The sequence below is a fragment of the Mesorhizobium sp. WSM4806 genome, from assembly GCF_055811635.1.
Map to the genome: position 1 here is coordinate 207,955 of NZ_JBVVQZ010000013.1, position 17,840 is coordinate 225,794.

Sequence of the window (17,840 nt, forward strand, 5' to 3'; positions counted from 1 at the left end):
GAGCCGGTGCCGTTGGCACAAGCGGCAGAGGTATCGAGGGACGAGCCATACGGCCCGGAGAGAAGCCTGATATCAGGCAGATTGGCCCTTGTAACCTGTCCGTCCAGCCGTTATCTAGTGCGCCGCGCCGGCAACGGCGGACCATGACCGCGGAGAGGTGGCAGAGTGGTCGAATGCACCGCACTCGAAATGCGGCATGGGTGCAAGCCCATCGGGGGTTCGAATCCCTCCCTCTCCGCCATACCACATTGAAGTTATTCAGATATTTCCGGGATTTGAACGCGAACCCCCGAACTGGCCCCGATTTCAACTCTATCTTTTCGTCACCGTGGCAGGATGAGAAATTTCCCGAGTTCCCTTGCTTCGTCGGAAAAGGCGCTGTCGAACAATGCCAACCGGACCTAAGGCTAGAAGCGCCCCGCTGACGTGATCGGTAATGCCGTGAAGGTCATGAGATTTGCGACTGGCGAGGAAGCCGAGACAGTTCGTCTTTGCGCACGATCATGTCAGTCTCAAGCCCGGCGACAACGACATGGCGCGTAACCGCATATCCGAGAGCGCGAAAAAGCTTCGCAACCCATTGCTCGGCCCGCTCGTATTCGGCCTTTTCTGACAGCGTCGGTTTGTCATCACCCCTCCAGACCGCCATGCTAGCCGGGCTAAGCCGATAGCGAATGCGCCGGTTCAACAAACGTCCCTCGGCCGGCAGTGGCCTGGCATCAACAAGCTGCGTCGTGAAATCCGCGCCTACCCAGCCAGCTACTCTGTTAGGGGAACTAACAAACAGCCGCTGCGGTTGACCAGACCGATAGCGTCTTCATTGCCATGGAGTTGGGGAACAGCACGCTTCTTCCTTTCTCATAGCGTCAAGCCCATCCAGCTCTTCCAGAGACAGAACCGGTTCATCTTTCTGGATGAACTTCGACGAATCAATCTGAAGGTCGTCGCGCCTGCTCAACGTATCCCAGAAAGTTTCCCCCAGCGAGAAAAGAATGAAAGCCTTTGTTCTCAGGTTCAACTTTCGCTGGTTAATAGAACCTTCCTTAAGCATCTTGAGATGTTAGTTTTCGAAATCAAGATGCTTTTGATAGTCATCAAGCAGATCTGGAGTCTTCCCGCCTTTCTGGAAGGTTTTCAGCCAGTCTGAAGGTGTAAAATCGTAAGGCTTGGTCTTTTTTTTGTCAAGGTAGTCGAGATTTTGCCACTGATAGCTTGGGAGTTTTTTGTACTTTTCTTGCTCGACACCATTCCAATTATTGTAATATCCGTGATTAGACAAATCACTCTGCGTCAAAAAGCGGTCGACGCCTTTCTGGTATTCTTCACCGTTTAGCATTATTGCAGCAGGGCTTTGCGCGGTGCGTCTGAGTTCGAAAACACCGGCCTCGACTAGCTTTTTTGCATCGGGATCTGACGACAGGCTTGCCGCTTCAACTCCTTCGGCCGACACTGCAACTGCTAGGTCGTTGTAGAGTCCGATAATTTCCGGGTCCAATTTCTTCACGACCTCCGCGTCTGCTAGAAGGTCATTCCATCGTCTTGCTGCAGCGATCTTTTCGGAAGAGGTCGCTGCAAGGTTGGTGGGCCTAGTTGGCAAAGAGACGTTCACGTTATTTCCGGACACAACCATTGCCGAGCCTGACGTGATCCAACCCTGCAGAATTGGGGAGTCGGAGGTGGAAATGGCTGCGCGTACTTGACGGTCATCACCCCAAGCTGAAGCGGCGTCTATCACCTGAGGCGGGGCAGCCATCGCTTTGTATTTCAGGCCGATCGGAGTTCTGAAATCCGCGCCTTCCTTTAATAAGGAGAGCAAATTAACGGCTTCATATTCCATGCCTTTGTCGAGAGGGGGCAAACTCAATGCACGCTTGTACATCGCGTCCCAAATAAGCAACGCATCAATCCAGTCGATGCTAGATGTCTTAGCCTCTGAGACCAAAATCGCAAGGTCGCGCTCATTCCACTCGGGTCGCTCGAGGTAATCAATCAAATTTTTTGCCGCCGGACTTGGATCCCCAAGGGATTTACTATGAATATCAAGCTTTGAGGCGATACCATCGACGATACATTTTACCGGCACCACGTTAAGAAGGATGTAGTCTTTTACGAACTGCCGGAGTTGCGCGGCAGTCATAGTTGGCGTCAACTCGACGGTGCTGCCTTTCCGGAGGCTCCTAAAAATCTCAACTATATCCGGATTAGTCGCGTCTAAGTTCCACCGGGAGGTGACTGCCACAATGCCTACTTTGTCCTCCCGAACAAAAAACATGGGAGAGCCGCTATCGCCCTGTTCGTAGTCGGTAACCTGGGTGATAAGCACAGTGCCAGGATCACATTTATCCATCTCGCTGCTTATCAAATTCGATTTGGCGTTTGTTGGGAAAATTGCATTTCCTCCCTTCACCGTTACAATAACAGTATCCTGTACCGATGACCCCCCACGGAATGAATACATGAGCCCACCTGAGGGCAGGATGAAAGCGGGCCACTTCTCATCGACAATCTTGATTAGCGCCCAATCCTCACCATTGTTTTCTTGATTGTTTCCGGCCACGATTATCTTAAAGTCAAAGACTTTTTCTCGAATGAGAATGCGATAATCCGGCCGAGCGACATGAGAAGCTGTGAGCATAAGGCCCTTCCGTGCATGCACGAACACCGCCGAACCTTGGATTGCTGAAGTATCATCGGCCTTCACAATGGGGAATACCATATCCTCTGGTAGGATTGTCGTCTGGGCGCAAACCGCGAGAGGTTTCGCAATGAACAACATCGCGAAGATCAAATAATACAATGCGCGCCCAAGGGTAAACATCAACCTAGGGCCTTGTGCCGCCTGAAAGAGTGGAACCTCAGTCGTCCGGCCTTTTTGATGTCAAAAGCCGAGATGTTTACCTCACCACCATTATACTCGTTTTGAGCGCCTTGATTGCCGCCAAGAACGAGCACAATGTCGTCTTGGACTTCATGTACAAAGCCGATATGCCCCTGGTAACTAACGCTGGTGTTCTGGAAAATTGCTAAATCACCCTTTCTGGGTGTTAGTTTTTTCGCCAGTACGTCATCACCCCATGCTCGATAAGATGCTGACGCCGCGCCCTTCGCAAATGGCCACACTTTGTTGGTTGAATTGAGACCACCGTTACACCGGGCAATGCACCATGAAACGAACGCAGAGCACCACCAAGTCGTATCGCCGACGGGTGAGCGAAATCCCGTAGCGTCGAAGAATTGCATTATGACGGGATTGCCACGCTGAGGCCATTCTCGAGAGTAGTAGCTACGCACCCTGCGCTCTTCGTCCGTCGCGCCAATTAACCCTTTCCGCCACTTGTGGAATTCATAGGCAATGTCATAAGGTGTCCCGTTTGTCGGAATTGTCTTGAGCAGCGTGTTGCCGAGATCTATCTCTTTCCGCAACGGCGCAGCGGCTCCCGTATTCTGGATCTCTGCCTGCTCAATTCGTTGTTCGGCAGTCGGGATGATACTTCCTTCAGGAAAATTTACGGGCTCCTGGCTGAAGTCAGGAGGAACGAACTCTGTGAATTCAGACTGCGAGTAGGCTGAGGAAAAGGGGAGGGCGGACCCTCCAACGAATACGGCAGTACCGACTATTAAGTCGCGACGTTTCATGATCACCCTCCCATTCAACTCCTGCAAGAATTATACGGTCATGGCAGAAACCAAACGAAAATTCACTTGCACGGTCAACGCTTTTGCTGGGGATAGATGAGAAGATACGCCATTCCTTTTCTTCGCGATAGGCGCCACAGCAGCGTGCACAAAACTTTTTCACCCACTCACGAGCATCTGCTTTGACGAGGGGGCGCCCACGATCGGGCAGGGGTCGGTCGCCGGTTGCTACGCCACCGATGGTGAGAACGCGCGTGTGGCCGGCGAGCCAAACCGTCAACCTACGAATCTGGGGGTCAGAGGTTCGAATCCTTTTGGGCACCAATTCTATCTCCTTAAAATGGCCAGTCTTTCTCAAAGGTTCCTTCCGAGCCGCACAGGCTTAGTTCGGAGATTCAGCCGGTTATTCAGCCGGTTTTGGAAAAGCGGACATTCCTTCAGGCGCTCAGACGCGTCACAAGCAATGTCCGCTTTAGAAGTCGGCCAACGCAGCCTTGACGACCGCCATGCGGCGCAAAGCTGCCATCCGACTGCGCTTGGAGCTGGAAAGCGCAGCGGTCACGACCCTAATAGATAGCATAGACACCAGTAGCACCCAATTCGTAAGAGTTATCAGCAAGATAGACAGCCACGACATTCATGAGAATTGACGACTTAATAGCCAATACCGCGACACCAGCTTTTTTGATGTCGTGAGCGTATGGAATTTCCCACCTCAGGAAAAGAAACATCCAATGAAAATTGAAGTTACCTTCATCGTGGAGATGGCCCGATCTCACACCACACGCCGAAGCCGGCATTGAAGCATGCTCCTTTCGCCCGTTTTTGAAGAACAGGGAGGACTATGGTGGGCTTGGCGGGCTGTTGGCATTGTCGTGGCCGACAAGTGACCGGACAGTGCCGCTGCGAGCCTGACGGGTGGCGGCTATACCGGCAACGCTTGCCAACTACCCGACAGCCCTTGTCCAGCGCATCAGACAGAAGGGCCAGTGCGGTGGTCGTTGGTAGCTCGGCGAGCACCCTCATATGCGATCTAGATTCGTGCATGGCCGCAGGTCTAAGACTTTTGTACCTGACCGTGAAACTTCTTCGTGATAAAGCGATCAATGTCACAGGACACGGCAGCAGGGGGCTAGTGCATGGGCGTATTGGTGATTGCCGTTCTGATTGGCCTTATTCCTGCGAGTATCGCGCGTGGGAAAGGACGTGAGTTCGTATTGTGGTGGTTTTACGGTGCGGCTTTGTTCATTGTCGCCCTACCTCATGCTCTTCTATTGAAAGCCGACCCGGCCGAGTTGGAGAGGATGCAGTTATCTGGGGGCCTGAAAAAGTGCCCGCACTGCTCCGAATTCATCAAGGGCGACGCGAAAGTGTGCCGCTATTGTGGCCGCGATCTGGCAAGCAATTTTGAGGCGTCGCAAGTAGACCTACCTGCCGCCGATCGGCTTACAAATCGCAAGTTGCCAACAGGGTATAACTCGGCTGTGACGCGTCAGAGGCAGGAGTTTGAGCCAAGGGCAGCACCGAGGGACGGGATTGCTGGGGTCCACGTTGCACGTGCTGTAAGCAAACTGCATCAGACGACTTCTTTGCCAATTGACGGTCCGATCCAACTACCTCTTTGGTCCGCTGTGTTGCTGGTTGTAGCCTTCAGCTTTCTGTCGTTTGTCAGCGGATATCTTGCAGGATACAACGTAGCGGGCAGTCAGTACGCTTCCTTAAAGCAGCACTAAAGAAACGAAGCAAATGGGAAACACGGGCGCTACCGGCAGCCGGCTATCCGCGAGCGTCGCGTCGGCCGCCTGCCGAACTGCCCTTGCTAGCGCCCTTTTGCGTTATGCGCCGCATGTTCAGTTGAACAAGAACGGTTACACCCTGGAAATGGAGGAGAATCTGATCTCGGGAGTGCGACCGGTAGATTTTGTCAGCGACCTCCTACAAGGGGACGGCAACGAACTTGGCGGGAAATTCCACGCTGCACATTCGTCCTCCGCTTTAGCAATAAACACGTTCGCGCCGTTCAAGGCTGACCCCAGCGCACTTCGCTTGCCCGGTGGCGATCGATTTACGGGTCTGAGCTTTGAGCGGAAATGCCCACATGGCCTTCGCGGACGAAGATCGCCCAACCTGGACCTGGTCGCTGAACACCCGGGCGGTATCGTGGCTGTGGAATCAAAATGTCTGGAACCGTTGTCGGCCCATAAGCCAGAGTTTGCCCCGGCGTACTTTCGTGAGATTACAGATAGCAGGCGCGAAACCGCCTGGTTTGCAGAAATGACACGATTGACCCTGATTCCAAGCCCATATCGGTGGCTGGATGCGGGGCAGTTGATCAAACATGCGCTTGGCATCTCTCACACTTTCAGAGACCGCCCCACCACGCTGCTCTACCTCTTCTGGGAGCCGCTGAACCCTGACGCCCACCCAGTGTTTGAAGAGCACCGACAGGAAGTCCGACAATTTGCAGCTGCGGTGAATGGGAATGGCGGTCCAGTATTCATTGCCTTGTCCTATCCGGACTTGTGGGCTTCATGGGAGCACGGTGGGCTGCCCAGTGGGTTGCAAGAGCACCTAGCCCGATTGCGTTCGCGATACGCCGTGTCCATTTTGGGTGACTAGCTTTGGTGCGCCCAGCTTACCGGACAAGTGTCTGGGCAATTGGCTAAGCAAAGGATCAGAGCCGATGCGGCATGAAGTCAGCCACACCGGTCTAGACCCGTCCATCATGCCGGTGGACGTAGCCAATGACCTTCTTCACGTTCTTGCACATTGAGCAAACATCCTGTCGCCGGCTGAATCCGAATGCGCCGGCAAGCTCCCGTGTTTTGTGATTGGCATGCTGGCGAACTGACAGCCTGAGACTGTCGGCAATGCAGTCGTCGCAAACGGCGCTGGGCGCTTTCCTTTGTATGAACTCCCGGACATCGTCCAAGACCGTCATGTGACCTCCTCCCATGCTTTTGAGCGCGACAGCTGCCGTTTGAATTTCAAGGCTTCCAGGAGCGGCGGGGCTGCCAAGTCTATCCCAAGCTTCTTGATACTGAGGCAGTGCATATGACTTTGGCTGTAGCCAATACGATACCGTGCCAGTTGCACTCATTCCCCGATGCGCTGCGGCTTTCACTTCGTCCTTCGTGAGGACATAGCAGGTTGGTGCTGCGGTGTTCGCATTGATCGTTACGACCCACCAATCTGAGCGAAGGGTGTCCAGCGAACCACCCAGCGGCACTGGGTCTTTCTTCGATAGAGCTTTTGACTGAATCGGTAGGACGCGGCTCTCATCGTCGCTTGCGGCATAGAGGTCTGCGCCCCGTGCGTTTCGCACGGTGGGCATGACATGCCAACCGCGCCGCGATAGTTCCCGCGCTACGTGGTACAGACCAGCGTTGCCAGTCAGCTGATGCCGCATTTCAACCCCCTTTTATCAGACTTGCCGCTTTCGGTAGGGTCCGTGCTTACCCGGCCTGCGGCGCGACGCCGTAGACATTCATATTTCCAACGGTGGTAACAGTCACAATCAGTCCCAAGGTAGGGGCCGGTCCTGATTTGCGGCACGGGAGGGGGGCCCTTCTGGAGTGACCTTGCTTCGAAATCGCGCAAGATTTTTTCTGACTTCCTCACACCCGGTAGTTCCCGCGAGATTTGGCCGCTGAGTGGCAAAACCGCCAATCCGCACTCTCTCTGACGGCGGGATTGCTTGTCGGGCGCTGTCGGCCTTTCTCGGCAACGGCACGGCCTAAGTAAGGCCTCCTCTTGCGCCGTGGATCATACTGTCCTTAGGTTCATGTCTCGATCGGTCTGCTCCAGGCATAGGAGGATGAATTGAAAGGCCGTGAAGAAGATGCGGAGCAAAACGCGCATATGCTTGAATATCGCCGTTACCTTCGGGATATCAATAACAAATTGGGTAGAGAGTATCTTCAGCAGGAAGGTCCACGACTCCTAGAGGCCATCAAGGCGACGGAGGAGGCAGCGCCAGTCGCTACCGCATTCGCTCAATTTCACGAAGCAATTCGCCGTTCACCCGCCGCCAATTTTTGGCCGGTCATTCGGGAAACCAAAGGGCTACTGCTATTTGGAGCAAACGAGACGAGCGATGAAGGCTCTTCCCAATGGCGGCGGACCAAAAGCGGGCGCATGCGCTATGCACTACCGGGCTACCTTCTGTTTTCGCCTTCGTTACCGAATTTTGCCCGCTATCTGCGCACACTCGAAAGGCAGTTGCGCGGTATGAATAGGCCTAGCGATCTGGGGCGTTTGGCTCACGTTGCGGCGCGAAACTTTCAAAGCAAGACAAATGAGCTGCGCGGAGTCATCGACAAGATGCAGAACTACCAGCGATTTGTGTCGCCAGAAACCGTTTCAGCTTTGGAGCGGTGGTCAAGCGAGCCAGGACACGCTTCACATGTACAGCTGCACATGACTAAGCGCGCGCTTCTGTATAGCGACGGCGCAAGCTGTTACGAAATTGAAATCCCTAAAGCATTCACAACCCCTCTTCCTGCGCTGGCTAAGGCCAGTCCCCTTCCCGAGTTCCAGTGGGTGAATGCCGGAACAAGGCACTATTTGTGATTGCTTGAGCGCTGGCCCTCAACCTTCAGACGCCGGCTCAGGCGCCGAAATTTTTGTTGAGACCTTCCTAACGCCTGACGGGTGCGCCTATACCGGCAACGCTAGCCAACTACCCCGACAGCCTTATGTCCAGGTGCTATGTTTGACCGTAGCAGACCGGGCGGCCTTTTCTTGGCGACAAATGCCCCGACAGGGGCGCCCACTACTCCGCTCCTGCCATTGGAGTGTCATTGCCCTTCAAGCTGCCCAGCGACCCTTTAGGGCCACGCATGGTTCAAGGGGGCCGGTCCCGACTTGCGGCATAGGGGGGGTACGCATTGCTATATACCTTGCTTCTAAAATCGCACCAGATTTTTTCTGACTTCCTCACGGCGGGCCTTTAGCGCGAGATTTGACCGCTGAGCGGCATTTTGCGCTTTCGAGCACTCCCTAACGCAGCAATTGCTTGTCGACCGCTGTTGGCCGCCGCATTGGCTTCGACTGTATAGCCGTTGGGCGTCTACGTCTTGAGCAGTCGCCCACTGCGACCAGACGAACGACTGCCATGCGGACGAACCCGTCATTCGGCTAGGAGCAGATCCCCCCACCTTATCCTGAGGAAAGGCTTCGCCGTTTTTGGAAGCTTCGAGCGAACGACCATCCGGGATGAGACTTCAAAGTCCGCGTTGATCTTCACGACGAGCAGCTTGCTGAAGTTACCTGCTAACTTCACGGAAACCTCGTCCTTGGATTTGAACGGGGTGATGGTTTTGATCTCAACGTGATCGTTGCCAAGCCTACCATCAGAGCCCTGCGCATAGTTCTTGTTCAGCTTTATTCCATAGGTGATGGCGCCGAAGAGTCCCCAATGTCTCCGTACACATTGAGATGACGACCTGTCTCAAGGTGGTAGCTTTCTGCCAGCGACAAGAGATCCTGAAAATAAGGAATCAAAGATCTTATCGCATTAGGATATTTTGCTCGCCACTCCTGGTATCGGAGCTGTTCTTCTACGTCGGACCAGGAAACCCACTCGCCATCGTCATAGAAGGCCCGATTCCAGATATCGTCATCCATTTCACACCTCTTGGAAGTCCGAACTGTATCGGAAGCCGATCAGCGAGATGCGGTCAAGTTTGAACGGTTTGGGCCTGAAGCAGTCTTTGCCCCATTGCGTATCAGACAGCTGCACAGGGTCGACCCAAACTGTAGCGCGAGGTCAGGTTTGGAGAAGCGCTGGGAACGGCAGCTCCTGGCGCAACGCTGCCGTCCCCAATGAAGCTAGAGTATGTCCGCTGGAAAGCAGTGGGCGACAACCCTAATAGATAATTTGCGGTCATGGGAGAGACTCCTGCCAGGTTCATCGCCGAGAAATCGCACCGGCGTTCGTGGTCAGAGAACGCCTAGGGGCCGGTCCAGATCGATCTGCGGCACGGGAGGGGTACCTAATTCCCATGTACCTTGCTTCTAAATCGTGCCGGACTCTTTTGACTTCCTACTGTTTAGCAGTGCACGTCGAGGCGACCTGGAACGCAAGTAGGTCCGCCCATTCACAAGCAGCCTTGTCGTGACGATAAATGACCTGACAGCGGTACTTGGTCGGTGACTTTCACCGGCGACGCCGTCAAGCTGCCCAGTTGGCCTTGCATGAGCGGAGAGCAGCCGGGCCGATGTTCTTCCGGCTACCCGACTAAGCCCAACTGGCCGACGAACTTGATGAGCTGGTACGGGCCTACGGCTACTGAGACTCTTGAAAGCGTATTAATTTGTGAAAGGATGCCCACGCGCCCGAGAGGTGCGGGGAGCCTCACATGCCAACCTATTCGTATCAGATCATTCTAATGGGTGGGGAAGACGCGAGGCTGGCGGCGCTTAAGACGGCTGTTAGTGCACGCGCCACGGACTTGGGCATCAATCCAAACGAGATCATCTATCTGGATGAGAGCGCCTTTGCTGGCGGCTACGACCGGAAGAGGCCGGCGTTCGGCATCTATTTCGGCAACCAGAACAAAACAGTGCCGGAACCGCTCGACCAGTTAAAACAGGACTCGATCGTTATCGCGCCTATTGTGACATCAAAGACTCAAATCGGATTCGAAATCCCCAACGAACTCCGGCACATCAACGTGGTCGAAGTCGGAATGAATGGCGACAACATTCCGAGGCTGGCATCGCTGGTATTTGAGACCTTTAGGCTGCTCCGAAAAGAACGCGGTATCTTCATCAGCTATCGCCGGAAGGGGTCGCAGCCACTGGCCAACCGCCTCTATGACGAGTTGGACAAGCGAGGGTTTGACGTATTCATTGACATAAGATCGGTCCCGCCCGCCATCGATTTTCAAGCCGAACTTTGGCACCGAATGTCGAATGTCGATACGATCCTGCTTATAGACACTCCGGGGTTCAGAGAGGGCCGCTGGACCAAGGCTGAGCTGGCGCAAGCAAATCTGCTCGGCATCCAGACCCTGCATCTGCTTTGGCCTGGCCAGGTGGAGGACCGCAACTTCGCGTTCAGCCGCTATGTGAAGCTTCTCGCAGCCGATTTCAGCGGGCAATCGCCGGGGCGCGGCGCTACAATCAAGCAGGCGGCGGTCGACAGCATCTGCGATCTTGCTGAGGAGCTGCGCGCCGAGGCTATGGCCCTTCGACACGCACACTTGGTAGACAATTTCTGCGACGCTGCTCGAGACTTAGCCTTCGATCCGACTGTTCAACCCGAACGCTGGATTTCCGTTGGCCTCAAAAACGGCAGCTCTTTGGCCGTGGTGCCTGCTGTGGGGCGACCGACTTCCGACCGGATCAACACCATCTTTGACTCTATATCCGAGCACAAAGCTGCCGGTGTGCCGATTTGGGCTATTTATGATAGCCGAGGAATCCACGAAAATTGGGTCCGGCACTTGAGGTGGCTCGATGGGCATCTTCCGATCAGGACGGTTTCAGTCGCAGACGTACCCGACGCGCTCAAAGGACTGCTGACATGATCGACATCTTTCTTTCCGCGAGCGTCCCATTGCCGAGCCGGGACCGCAAATTCTTTAAAACTGCGGACGTTTTTTTAATACGGGAAGCGATCCGCGCCCTGGTAGAGGTCGTGCTGCCCAGAGGGCATATCACCTTCGGTGGCCACCCGGCGATCACTCCTCTGATGTCGCTCTATGCCAAGACCGCGAAGCTCGGCAGCGACCGCATTACAGTCTACCAAAGCGCCTTTTTCCTCGGGAAATTTCCGCGCGAGAACGACGATTTCGCCGATGTTCGGTACACCGATGCGGTGGAGAATGATCTGGATCGCAGCATTGAGCGGATGCGCATCGAAATGCTGACCAGTCGCAAATTCGATGCGGCTGTGCTGATCGGCGGCATGGAAGGCATCCGTGATGAAGCTCGACTCTTTCGAAAGCATAACCCAAAGGCCCAGGTGTTGCCCGTGCCAGCAACCGGTGCAGCTGCAGCGATCGAGTACCTTGAGGGCGACTACCCGCAGCATCTGGCAAACGAAATCTCGTTCGCCAGCCTTTTCCGTCGCAGCCTGCTACCTAAGCCCTTAGACGAATAGCTTCTTCGACCCAAGATTCAATGTTGTTTTTGATCGTGTCGTACACACCCTTACTGTCCACCCCGCCCGGATCGTAGGTCTTGGCCCAATTGGTCAAGGGCTTTTTGTCGTTGCCGACGGTAAATGTACTGAATGGATTGGTACCTTTTGCACTCGCATTGCCGTTTCTGTCCAGCAGACGATGAACGTGGAGGCCCAACAGCGCCTTGCCATTGTCGAAGGCATACTTAATTTCGTGCTTTACCCACTTCCGCGACGCTGTGTTGGCGCCAATGAGGACAATGACGGTGCTCCGACCGACCATGTTCTCGGCTATCCAGTCCGCTACAGCCTTGTCGCCCTTGCGCTTGATTTCCTCAAACTCATTGGCAGACACCAGCGCCTGACCCTCGATTGCGCCGATGTTTTTGACGGTGCCAACTCGCCAACTGTCTTCGTTGTAGTAGAAGCTATAGAAGCACTTTCTTGCCATGAACCCCCCCAAATCGAGAAGCAATTCTCACAAGAATTTGCCGTGACGACAACCAAAATTATTCCACCAGGGGCACTTTCAACTGATAGTTAGCAATGCCCATTACGACGGCTCAGTACATACTCCGGGAGACCTAAGGTCTGCTTTCACACGCAGGTAGCGCAATCCGGAAAAGCGGGAAGCCACGTAGTCACACGCGATTTGAGCATGGGCCTTCTCAACTCGTACAGCCTCCGTCACTAGGCTACCTGACCTGGTACGCCAAGTTTCCCTTTCATTTTCGAATTTTGCCGAAAACGAATCTATCTGGAACGATAGCGCTTGAGACCAAGGGCAAACAATTGGACAATCTTGATACGGCCTGCAAAGCGGGATTGGTTCGGTGGAGTGCACTCTGTTTCTGATGAGGGAGTGGCAGGTAAAGCTGCCGAACTACCTCAGGGGAACACATCCCCCAAAAGATCGGCGGTTCCCAGTTATCTGGTCGCCATGCGGGTGTTAGCGTAGCTTTCGTTTCTTCACGCTGTGGCCGGGCGAAGCCGGGGGTCATGGCGGGGAGTGACGACGTTGCTGGCTTCGAACCCTTGATCTGCAGGGGATAGCGGCGGTGCTTGTCACCGCCTAACTTGCATTTCTGCCGGCGTTGGATTTCCCCGCGTGAAGGAAAAGTAGTTGTTTAGCCCGGTTAGGGATTAAACCCCCTAAACTTTCATTCCTAGGTACCTTTAAACGCGTCAGGGCGCGCACCCTTCCAGGGTTTAGCGCCCTAACACCCTAAGGTGGCTAAAGGTCTAAAGTCTTTTCCTTTCACGCACCCTGTCGCTGCGGCTGTGGCTAGAAGCGACATTTCCGACCCCACGCTCCCGGATCTCCTTGACGATTTGCGAGACACGGCCGGCAGAGACGTTCAGCTCGCGCGCGATGTCCTTCTGCCTCAATCCCGATTTCAGCATTTCGCGAACGTTTTCCGCTTGCACGTCGCGCATCGGCTCGGCGCGCCATGTCGCCCGACCATCTTTGATGGAGAACCATAGACGCATCGGCTCGGCGGCCTTACCGTAGAAGTCGCGACTCTTCTCAAAGGTCAGGTCCACGGCGCTCTCGGTCTCGGTGCAGGCCTCGGGCTGTTTCTTTAGTTTGATAATGGTGTCCATTACGTCCTCGCGCTTGGACGTGCCGCGCTGCTGGCCCGATTTCCCCGAATGGTGCATCACTATGATTGTGCGGCCCCGCCACCGGTGGCTAAGAAGCCATGCCTGTATCGGCGCCCAGGACTCGGCATCGTTCTCGACCCCGGAGCGCACCATGGTCGAGATAGTGTCGATAATGACCACGTCCGCGCGGCACTGCTCGATGATGCGGTCCAGCTCCTGCCGCCCGTCGTAATCTCCGAGATCGGGCATGGTTTCTCCGCGAAGCAGATAGGTGTCTCGGCACAGGATGTGGAACTTGCCGTGTGGGCTGAGACGGAACTTCTTCAATCGGCCTTGCACTGACTGCCCCGATAGCTCGCCCTCAACGTAGAGTACGCGGTTGCCGGACGGGCAGTGCCAGCCGAGCAGATCGTGCCCGTCCGCAACAGCCTTGGCGACGGCAAGCGCGAACCAGGTCTTGCCCTCGCCCCTGGGTGCGTGGACCATGGCGAGCCCCGGTCGACGTAGCCACGGGTCCAAGAGCGGTTTTCTCCTCGGGAATGTGAGTTTCATGAAGCTGGATTCCTCAAGCGCTGACATCGGCTCGGTGGATTTCTCGCCTTTGTCGGCATCGAGAGCGGCCCGCCAGCAGGCTTCAGCTTCACCGCCCTGGAGCACGTCGTTCCAGTCGGTACCTTCCGTCGCCGGCATGGCAACGCGAACTGGACGGCCTTTGATCCGAAGCCGCTCCGCGAGGATGGCGGCAGCCTTACGGCCGGCCTCGTCGTTATCGGCTGCTATTATGTACTCGACCGCTTTCGGCAGGCGCAGCTTCTCCATGCTGCCAGCCGACGTTGCTGCCCCACCCGGAAAGCCACTGATCTGCATTGCGCTGAGGACCGTCTCAATCCCCTCGCCGACGATGAACGGCTTTTCTGGATCAGCTTCCTTAAGGACAACAAGTCCGCCTGCAACTTTGCCGTACATGCGCCGCACCTTGCCGTCCTTGCCGACCGCGTTTTTCTTGGCGTCAGCCGTCAGAGACGTCACGTGTGCTGCGACGATCTGGCCGTCCTTGTTGGTGATGGATGCTATCATGGCAGGAAGCTTCGTGCCGGCGATCGCGAACATTGTGCCTCTGTCGACCAACTTCAGCGTCGGGGGTGAGCGCTTTATTCCACGCCCCTGCAAATAGGCGTTCGGACGTTCAGTTGATTTCTCAGCGGCACTCAGCAATTTCCTGGCGGTCCGCTCCGACCGGTTGGTATCAGTGTTCGCTGGTAGGGGAAGCCGGACCCTATCGCTTGTTTTCGACCAGAGACCGTGCTGCCGCAGTGCAGCGATCACGTTCTCTTGTGAGCAGCCGGCATGGCAGCGGACGACAACACTCTTGCGGCCGTTGCTGACATGCAGTGATGGATTCTGGTCGTCGTGAGCCGGACACCGGCACATTCCTGTCCGCCCGTTGCCGCCGAGCTTGGTGATGATTTCGTTCGCTGTGGTCATCAGAGCGCGCCCTTTGTGTCTCGGGCAGAAATGCGCGCCTGCTGCCAGTTTGCGATCTCATGGGCCAACCACACCTTCCGGCGATCAGAAATCCGCACGGGCGCCGGATACCGGCCCCGCCGGATCAATTCAGCTCTCTGAGTTTTCTTAAGCCCGTCTAGGGCCGCGAGTTCAGTTTCGCGTAGGACACGCTGAGGTTGAGAGGACTCGGTCATCGTTGCGTATGCTCCTTTCGGACAAACCCGCTGGGCACCGATTGGCGCTCAGCCGAGGATCACGATGGGGATGCATAAGCGACAGCGAAAGCCAGTAACGGGTGCGGAAAACCGCCAGTCTATTTTTCGCACCTATTGATAGGCTGTAGCGCCTTCTGGGCTAGGGCGCGGGTGCCCTTGATCGGGTGTTGAGCATATGTGGCCTCAAGGTATTGAATCAGTTCCTTGCGGCCCTCGATCCATTTCCTTTTGGTCGTTTTCAAAAAGCGCTCGAACCTGCCGGGTTGTTTGTGTTCATGTTCATCAACGGTCAATACGAACAGGTCATAGATTGCGGCTGACGCGAAGTTACGGGTGCCCTTAGCCCTATGCTCTGCGGCCGCCTCGTCGAGCCACTGCGCCAACTGCATTCCCTCGTAGTAAGGAAGATCGCCGCGCGACGGTCTTCCACGACGTCGGGGTGCAGTCTTATTTGTCATGCGGTGGACGGCTTCTATCCCGTGCTTGCCGATGAGCCGGCTCAAACTCTTGAGATCAGCTTCCGACCACACAGGACCGTCGGCGGCGTTAGGTTGATCATCACCCTCGACTTTCGTTGTGATGAGACGTCTGAAAGACGTGGTGATGATAGAACGTTTCAGACTCTTGGGCTCAGACTCCGACCATGCAGGGTCGTCCTGATCATCAGGCCCGACCTTTTTTTTCCGACTCATCCCGAGGCCCTCATCGGCACCACCGCACCAGCTGGCGCGGGTTTCATGCAAAACCGCGACCAATCAGCCATCAAACGCACGCGCTTTTCAAACAGATCGCCTCGGCGATAGGCACGCTCGACCGCATTGCCGATTGTGTGTGCCAGCGCCTGCTCCACAACGTGGTTGGGATAGCCGGTCAACTCCGCGGCCCAGTCACGGAAGGCGGAGCGGAACCCGTGAACGGTAACGTCATTGCGACCCATGCGCTTCAGCACCGCCGCCATCGCCATGTTAGACAGGCCGTTCGCCCGAGGGCCTATGAATATATACGGATTGCCTTTCTCACGCGGAAGCGAATTGAGGATTTCTACTGCGCGACCTGACAGAGGAACACGGTGTTCCTTGCCCGCCTTCATGCGTCCGGCCGGGATTGTCCAGACCAGTCCATCAAGGTCAACTTCGCCCCAAGTTGCGCCTATGACCTCGCCTGTCCGTGCGGCTGTCAGGATCGTGAATTCCAAGGCTTGGGGTGCAACCCCATCCCGCTCGGCCAGCGCTGCCATGAAAGGCGGAAGCGCCAAATACGGCATCGCCGCGTGGTGTTCGACCCGCTGTACCAGGCCCCGTGCAGGTAGCACGTTTTCCAGATGTCCACGCCAGCGGGCAGGATTGTCGCCTTGGCGATAGCCGCGCGTCGTGGCCCAATCCAGCACGCTCTCGATTCGACCGCGAACGCGGTTGGCGGTTTCTGGAATTGCCATCCAAACGCTCTTGCCGTGGCGCTCGGGATGCTCGCGTTCCAAAGCCTTCAGTACAAGGCCCGTATCTACATCGGCGACCGATACACTGCCGAAGACTGGGAATACGTAGTCCCGCATCGTAGATAGGAATTGTTCCGCCGCCTTGCGGTTCTGCCAGCGCGGTTCGTTCTGTTCGGAATATTGCCGCGCTGCTTTCTCGAACGTAAGGACTTTGGCGGCTTCAACAGCACGAGCTGCCCGCTCAGCCCGCCGCGCATCTATCGGATCTATGCCGTCAGAAATCTTCTGCCTGGCTGCCCGAGCTCGTTCACGCGCTTCCTTCACGCTGAAGTCGTCAAGCGATCCCAGTCCGTGGAACCGCTCTCGCCCATTCAGCTCATACCGGAGCAGCCAACTTTTCGTGCCGGTGCGGCCCACCTGCAAGTAGAGGCCGCGTGCCTCAGGGTCGCGGTAACGGCCGGGCGCATTCAGCTTCGCAATCCGCTTAGAAGTCAGTGCCATTTTTCCTTATGCCTTTGTATCGCGCCCCGTTTCAACCCCCGACTTGGCCAGCGGATATAAACGGGTGCTATCGTCGCTTAGCGACGAAGACATAGGTGGAAATATTGGTATTACAACGGGTTAGGAATCGCTTAACGGCGGTCTCCAGCACCTACCGAGTTAAACGAAGGCGGCCTCCCTCTCCGCCATAGGTTGCGCGCCCGCCAGAAAGCCCGCCTACCGAAAACGCCGTATTCGCGGCACGTCAGCTTACGACACAAATATGCGGGGTTCATGCTTCGACCTGGTAGATGGCAGAGATCAACTTCGGCCTCGCTAAGCGAAGTCGTGGGGTAGCGACAGCGGAATCAGGATACGCGACTAGCCCCCCGTGCCGGGTCAACCTCGCCGTCGGGAAGTACCGATCGGTGCGGACCCAGGCGGGTTCACCCTTGTCGGCGGCGGACGCCGGCGGTGGCGGTCAGCACCCGAGCAGGCTTCCCATTGTTGACGTCCGCTGCGCATCTGCGGCGACCGTCGCCATGTCCTCTGCTCCCGGGTTGACGGTGGTGTAGACGAGGAGCACTCTCGAGTGTCAGCAGATGTAGTCAGGTTGAGTGTCGGCGAGTAGCAGAGGTCCAGCAACCATGACTTTGAGGCGAACCAGAGCTTACGCTGCATCCGGCTTGGTTCTAGCGATTTGCACTGTGTTTGCTTGGCAGAACGCCACTGCTGCTCACAATTGCCACGCAGCTGCGACGCCTGGCGTCAATTGGCACGAGTGTGACAAGAAGCTTCTCATCCTAGAAGGACAGGACCTGAGCGGGGCGAA

15 protein-coding genes and 1 tRNA gene are annotated in these 17,840 nt (G+C 55.9%); 6 read left to right on the forward strand and 10 right to left on the reverse strand.

From position 1 onward, the window contains the following. Nucleotides 1-151 precede the first annotated feature (151 nt). Nucleotides 152-241: transfer RNA gene (locus AC0L2M_RS20910), tRNA-Ser, on the forward strand. 819 nt (nucleotides 242-1,060) lie between these two features. Here AC0L2M_RS20910 and AC0L2M_RS20915 read toward each other — a convergent pair. The 3 genes from AC0L2M_RS20915 to AC0L2M_RS20925 all read right to left on the reverse strand — a co-directional run bounded on the left by AC0L2M_RS20915 (nucleotide 1,061) and on the right by AC0L2M_RS20925 (nucleotide 4,436). After that, complete coding sequence (locus AC0L2M_RS20915) at nucleotides 1,061-2,818, reverse strand: hypothetical protein (protein ID WP_473535759.1); 1,758 nt, start codon at nucleotides 2,816-2,818, stop codon at nucleotides 1,061-1,063. Then, nucleotides 2,818-3,636, reverse strand: a complete 819-nt coding sequence (locus tag AC0L2M_RS20920; protein ID WP_473535760.1) for a CHAP domain-containing protein — start codon at nucleotides 3,634-3,636, stop codon at nucleotides 2,818-2,820. The genes AC0L2M_RS20915 and AC0L2M_RS20920 overlap by 1 nt, the downstream gene beginning before the upstream one ends. A gap of 566 nt (nucleotides 3,637-4,202) precedes the next feature. Then, a complete protein-coding gene (locus tag AC0L2M_RS20925) occupies nucleotides 4,203-4,436 on the reverse strand; it encodes a hypothetical protein (RefSeq protein WP_473535761.1) in 234 nt (77 codons plus the stop codon). A gap of 339 nt (nucleotides 4,437-4,775) precedes the next feature. Between AC0L2M_RS20925 and AC0L2M_RS20930 the strand changes: the two genes are divergently transcribed. Continuing rightward, the gene (locus tag AC0L2M_RS20930; RefSeq protein WP_473535762.1) at nucleotides 4,776-5,369 is read left to right on the forward strand and encodes a zinc ribbon domain-containing protein; all 594 of its coding nucleotides are present in this window, start codon (nucleotides 4,776-4,778) and stop codon (nucleotides 5,367-5,369) included. Between the two features lie 13 nt (nucleotides 5,370-5,382). Next, a complete protein-coding gene (locus AC0L2M_RS20935; RefSeq protein ID WP_473535763.1) occupies nucleotides 5,383-6,255 on the forward strand; it encodes a PGN_0703 family putative restriction endonuclease in 873 nt (290 codons plus the stop codon). A 91-nt stretch (nucleotides 6,256-6,346) separates the two neighbouring features. On the opposite strand, the gene AC0L2M_RS20940 is transcribed toward AC0L2M_RS20935, so the two are convergent. Then, the gene (locus AC0L2M_RS20940) at nucleotides 6,347-7,045 is read right to left on the reverse strand and encodes a hypothetical protein (protein ID WP_473535764.1); all 699 of its coding nucleotides are present in this window, start codon (nucleotides 7,043-7,045) and stop codon (nucleotides 6,347-6,349) included. A 413-nt stretch (nucleotides 7,046-7,458) separates the two neighbouring features. On the opposite strand from AC0L2M_RS20940, the gene AC0L2M_RS20945 reads away from it, so the two are divergent. Beyond that, the gene (locus AC0L2M_RS20945; protein ID WP_473535765.1) at nucleotides 7,459-8,208 is read left to right on the forward strand and encodes a hypothetical protein; all 750 of its coding nucleotides are present in this window, start codon (nucleotides 7,459-7,461) and stop codon (nucleotides 8,206-8,208) included. 813 nt (nucleotides 8,209-9,021) lie between these two features. On the opposite strand, the gene AC0L2M_RS20950 is transcribed toward AC0L2M_RS20945, so the two are convergent. After that, a complete protein-coding gene (locus tag AC0L2M_RS20950; RefSeq protein WP_473535766.1) occupies nucleotides 9,022-9,264 on the reverse strand; it encodes a hypothetical protein in 243 nt (80 codons plus the stop codon). Between the two features lie 734 nt (nucleotides 9,265-9,998). On the opposite strand from AC0L2M_RS20950, the gene AC0L2M_RS20955 reads away from it, so the two are divergent. Continuing rightward, nucleotides 9,999-11,171: a toll/interleukin-1 receptor domain-containing protein gene (locus AC0L2M_RS20955; RefSeq protein WP_473535767.1), complete on the forward strand. Its 1,173-nt coding sequence runs from the start codon at nucleotides 9,999-10,001 to the stop codon at nucleotides 11,169-11,171. Then, on the forward strand, nucleotides 11,168-11,746 hold the full coding sequence (locus tag AC0L2M_RS20960) for an SLOG domain-containing protein (protein ID WP_473535768.1): 579 nt from the start codon (nucleotides 11,168-11,170) through the stop codon (nucleotides 11,744-11,746). The genes AC0L2M_RS20955 and AC0L2M_RS20960 overlap by 4 nt, the downstream gene beginning before the upstream one ends. Here AC0L2M_RS20960 and AC0L2M_RS20965 read toward each other — a convergent pair. The 5 genes from AC0L2M_RS20965 to AC0L2M_RS20985 all read right to left on the reverse strand — a co-directional run bounded on the left by AC0L2M_RS20965 (nucleotide 11,727) and on the right by AC0L2M_RS20985 (nucleotide 17,029). Beyond that, a complete protein-coding gene (locus AC0L2M_RS20965) occupies nucleotides 11,727-12,218 on the reverse strand; it encodes a TIR domain-containing protein (protein WP_473535769.1) in 492 nt (163 codons plus the stop codon). The genes AC0L2M_RS20960 and AC0L2M_RS20965 overlap by 20 nt on opposite strands. A gap of 791 nt (nucleotides 12,219-13,009) precedes the next feature. Continuing rightward, nucleotides 13,010-14,857: an AAA family ATPase gene (locus AC0L2M_RS20970; protein WP_473535770.1), complete on the reverse strand. Its 1,848-nt coding sequence runs from the start codon at nucleotides 14,855-14,857 to the stop codon at nucleotides 13,010-13,012. Next, nucleotides 14,857-15,072, reverse strand: a complete 216-nt coding sequence (locus AC0L2M_RS20975) for a helix-turn-helix transcriptional regulator (RefSeq protein WP_352958104.1) — start codon at nucleotides 15,070-15,072, stop codon at nucleotides 14,857-14,859. The genes AC0L2M_RS20970 and AC0L2M_RS20975 overlap by 1 nt, the downstream gene beginning before the upstream one ends. Before the next feature lie 119 nt (nucleotides 15,073-15,191). Further along, a complete protein-coding gene (locus tag AC0L2M_RS20980) occupies nucleotides 15,192-15,785 on the reverse strand; it encodes a hypothetical protein (RefSeq protein WP_473535771.1) in 594 nt (197 codons plus the stop codon). After that, nucleotides 15,782-17,029 (reverse strand): tyrosine-type recombinase/integrase, encoded by a 1,248-nt coding sequence (locus AC0L2M_RS20985; RefSeq protein WP_473535772.1) that lies wholly within the window; start codon nucleotides 17,027-17,029, stop codon nucleotides 15,782-15,784. Before AC0L2M_RS20985 ends, AC0L2M_RS20980 begins: the two co-directional genes overlap by 4 nt. Nucleotides 17,030-17,840: the final 811 nt, after the last annotated feature.

Excerpts from the sequence above, each read along its gene's own strand:
- AC0L2M_RS20915 (WP_473535759.1), bottom strand. The coding sequence starts at position 2,818 with ATGTTTACCCTTGGGCGCGCATTGTATTATTTGATCTTCGCGATGTTG.
- AC0L2M_RS20920 (WP_473535760.1), bottom strand. The coding sequence starts at position 3,636 with ATGAAACGTCGCGACTTAATAGTCGGTACTGCCGTATTCGTTGGAGGG.
- AC0L2M_RS20925 (WP_473535761.1), bottom strand. The coding sequence starts at position 4,436 with ATGCCGGCTTCGGCGTGTGGTGTGAGATCGGGCCATCTCCACGATGAA.
- AC0L2M_RS20930 (WP_473535762.1), top strand. The coding sequence starts at position 4,776 with ATGGGCGTATTGGTGATTGCCGTTCTGATTGGCCTTATTCCTGCGAGT.
- AC0L2M_RS20935 (WP_473535763.1), top strand. The coding sequence starts at position 5,383 with ATGGGAAACACGGGCGCTACCGGCAGCCGGCTATCCGCGAGCGTCGCG.
- AC0L2M_RS20940 (WP_473535764.1), bottom strand. The coding sequence starts at position 7,045 with ATGCGGCATCAGCTGACTGGCAACGCTGGTCTGTACCACGTAGCGCGG.
- AC0L2M_RS20950 (WP_473535766.1), bottom strand. The coding sequence starts at position 9,264 with ATGGATGACGATATCTGGAATCGGGCCTTCTATGACGATGGCGAGTGG.
- AC0L2M_RS20955 (WP_473535767.1), top strand. The coding sequence starts at position 9,999 with ATGCCAACCTATTCGTATCAGATCATTCTAATGGGTGGGGAAGACGCG.
- AC0L2M_RS20960 (WP_473535768.1), top strand. The coding sequence starts at position 11,168 with ATGATCGACATCTTTCTTTCCGCGAGCGTCCCATTGCCGAGCCGGGAC.
- AC0L2M_RS20965 (WP_473535769.1), bottom strand. The coding sequence starts at position 12,218 with ATGGCAAGAAAGTGCTTCTATAGCTTCTACTACAACGAAGACAGTTGG.
- AC0L2M_RS20970 (WP_473535770.1), bottom strand. The coding sequence starts at position 14,857 with ATGACCACAGCGAACGAAATCATCACCAAGCTCGGCGGCAACGGGCGG.
- AC0L2M_RS20975 (WP_352958104.1), bottom strand. The coding sequence starts at position 15,072 with ATGACCGAGTCCTCTCAACCTCAGCGTGTCCTACGCGAAACTGAACTC.
- AC0L2M_RS20980 (WP_473535771.1), bottom strand. The coding sequence starts at position 15,785 with ATGAGTCGGAAAAAAAAGGTCGGGCCTGATGATCAGGACGACCCTGCA.
- AC0L2M_RS20985 (WP_473535772.1), bottom strand. The coding sequence starts at position 17,029 with ATGGCACTGACTTCTAAGCGGATTGCGAAGCTGAATGCGCCCGGCCGT.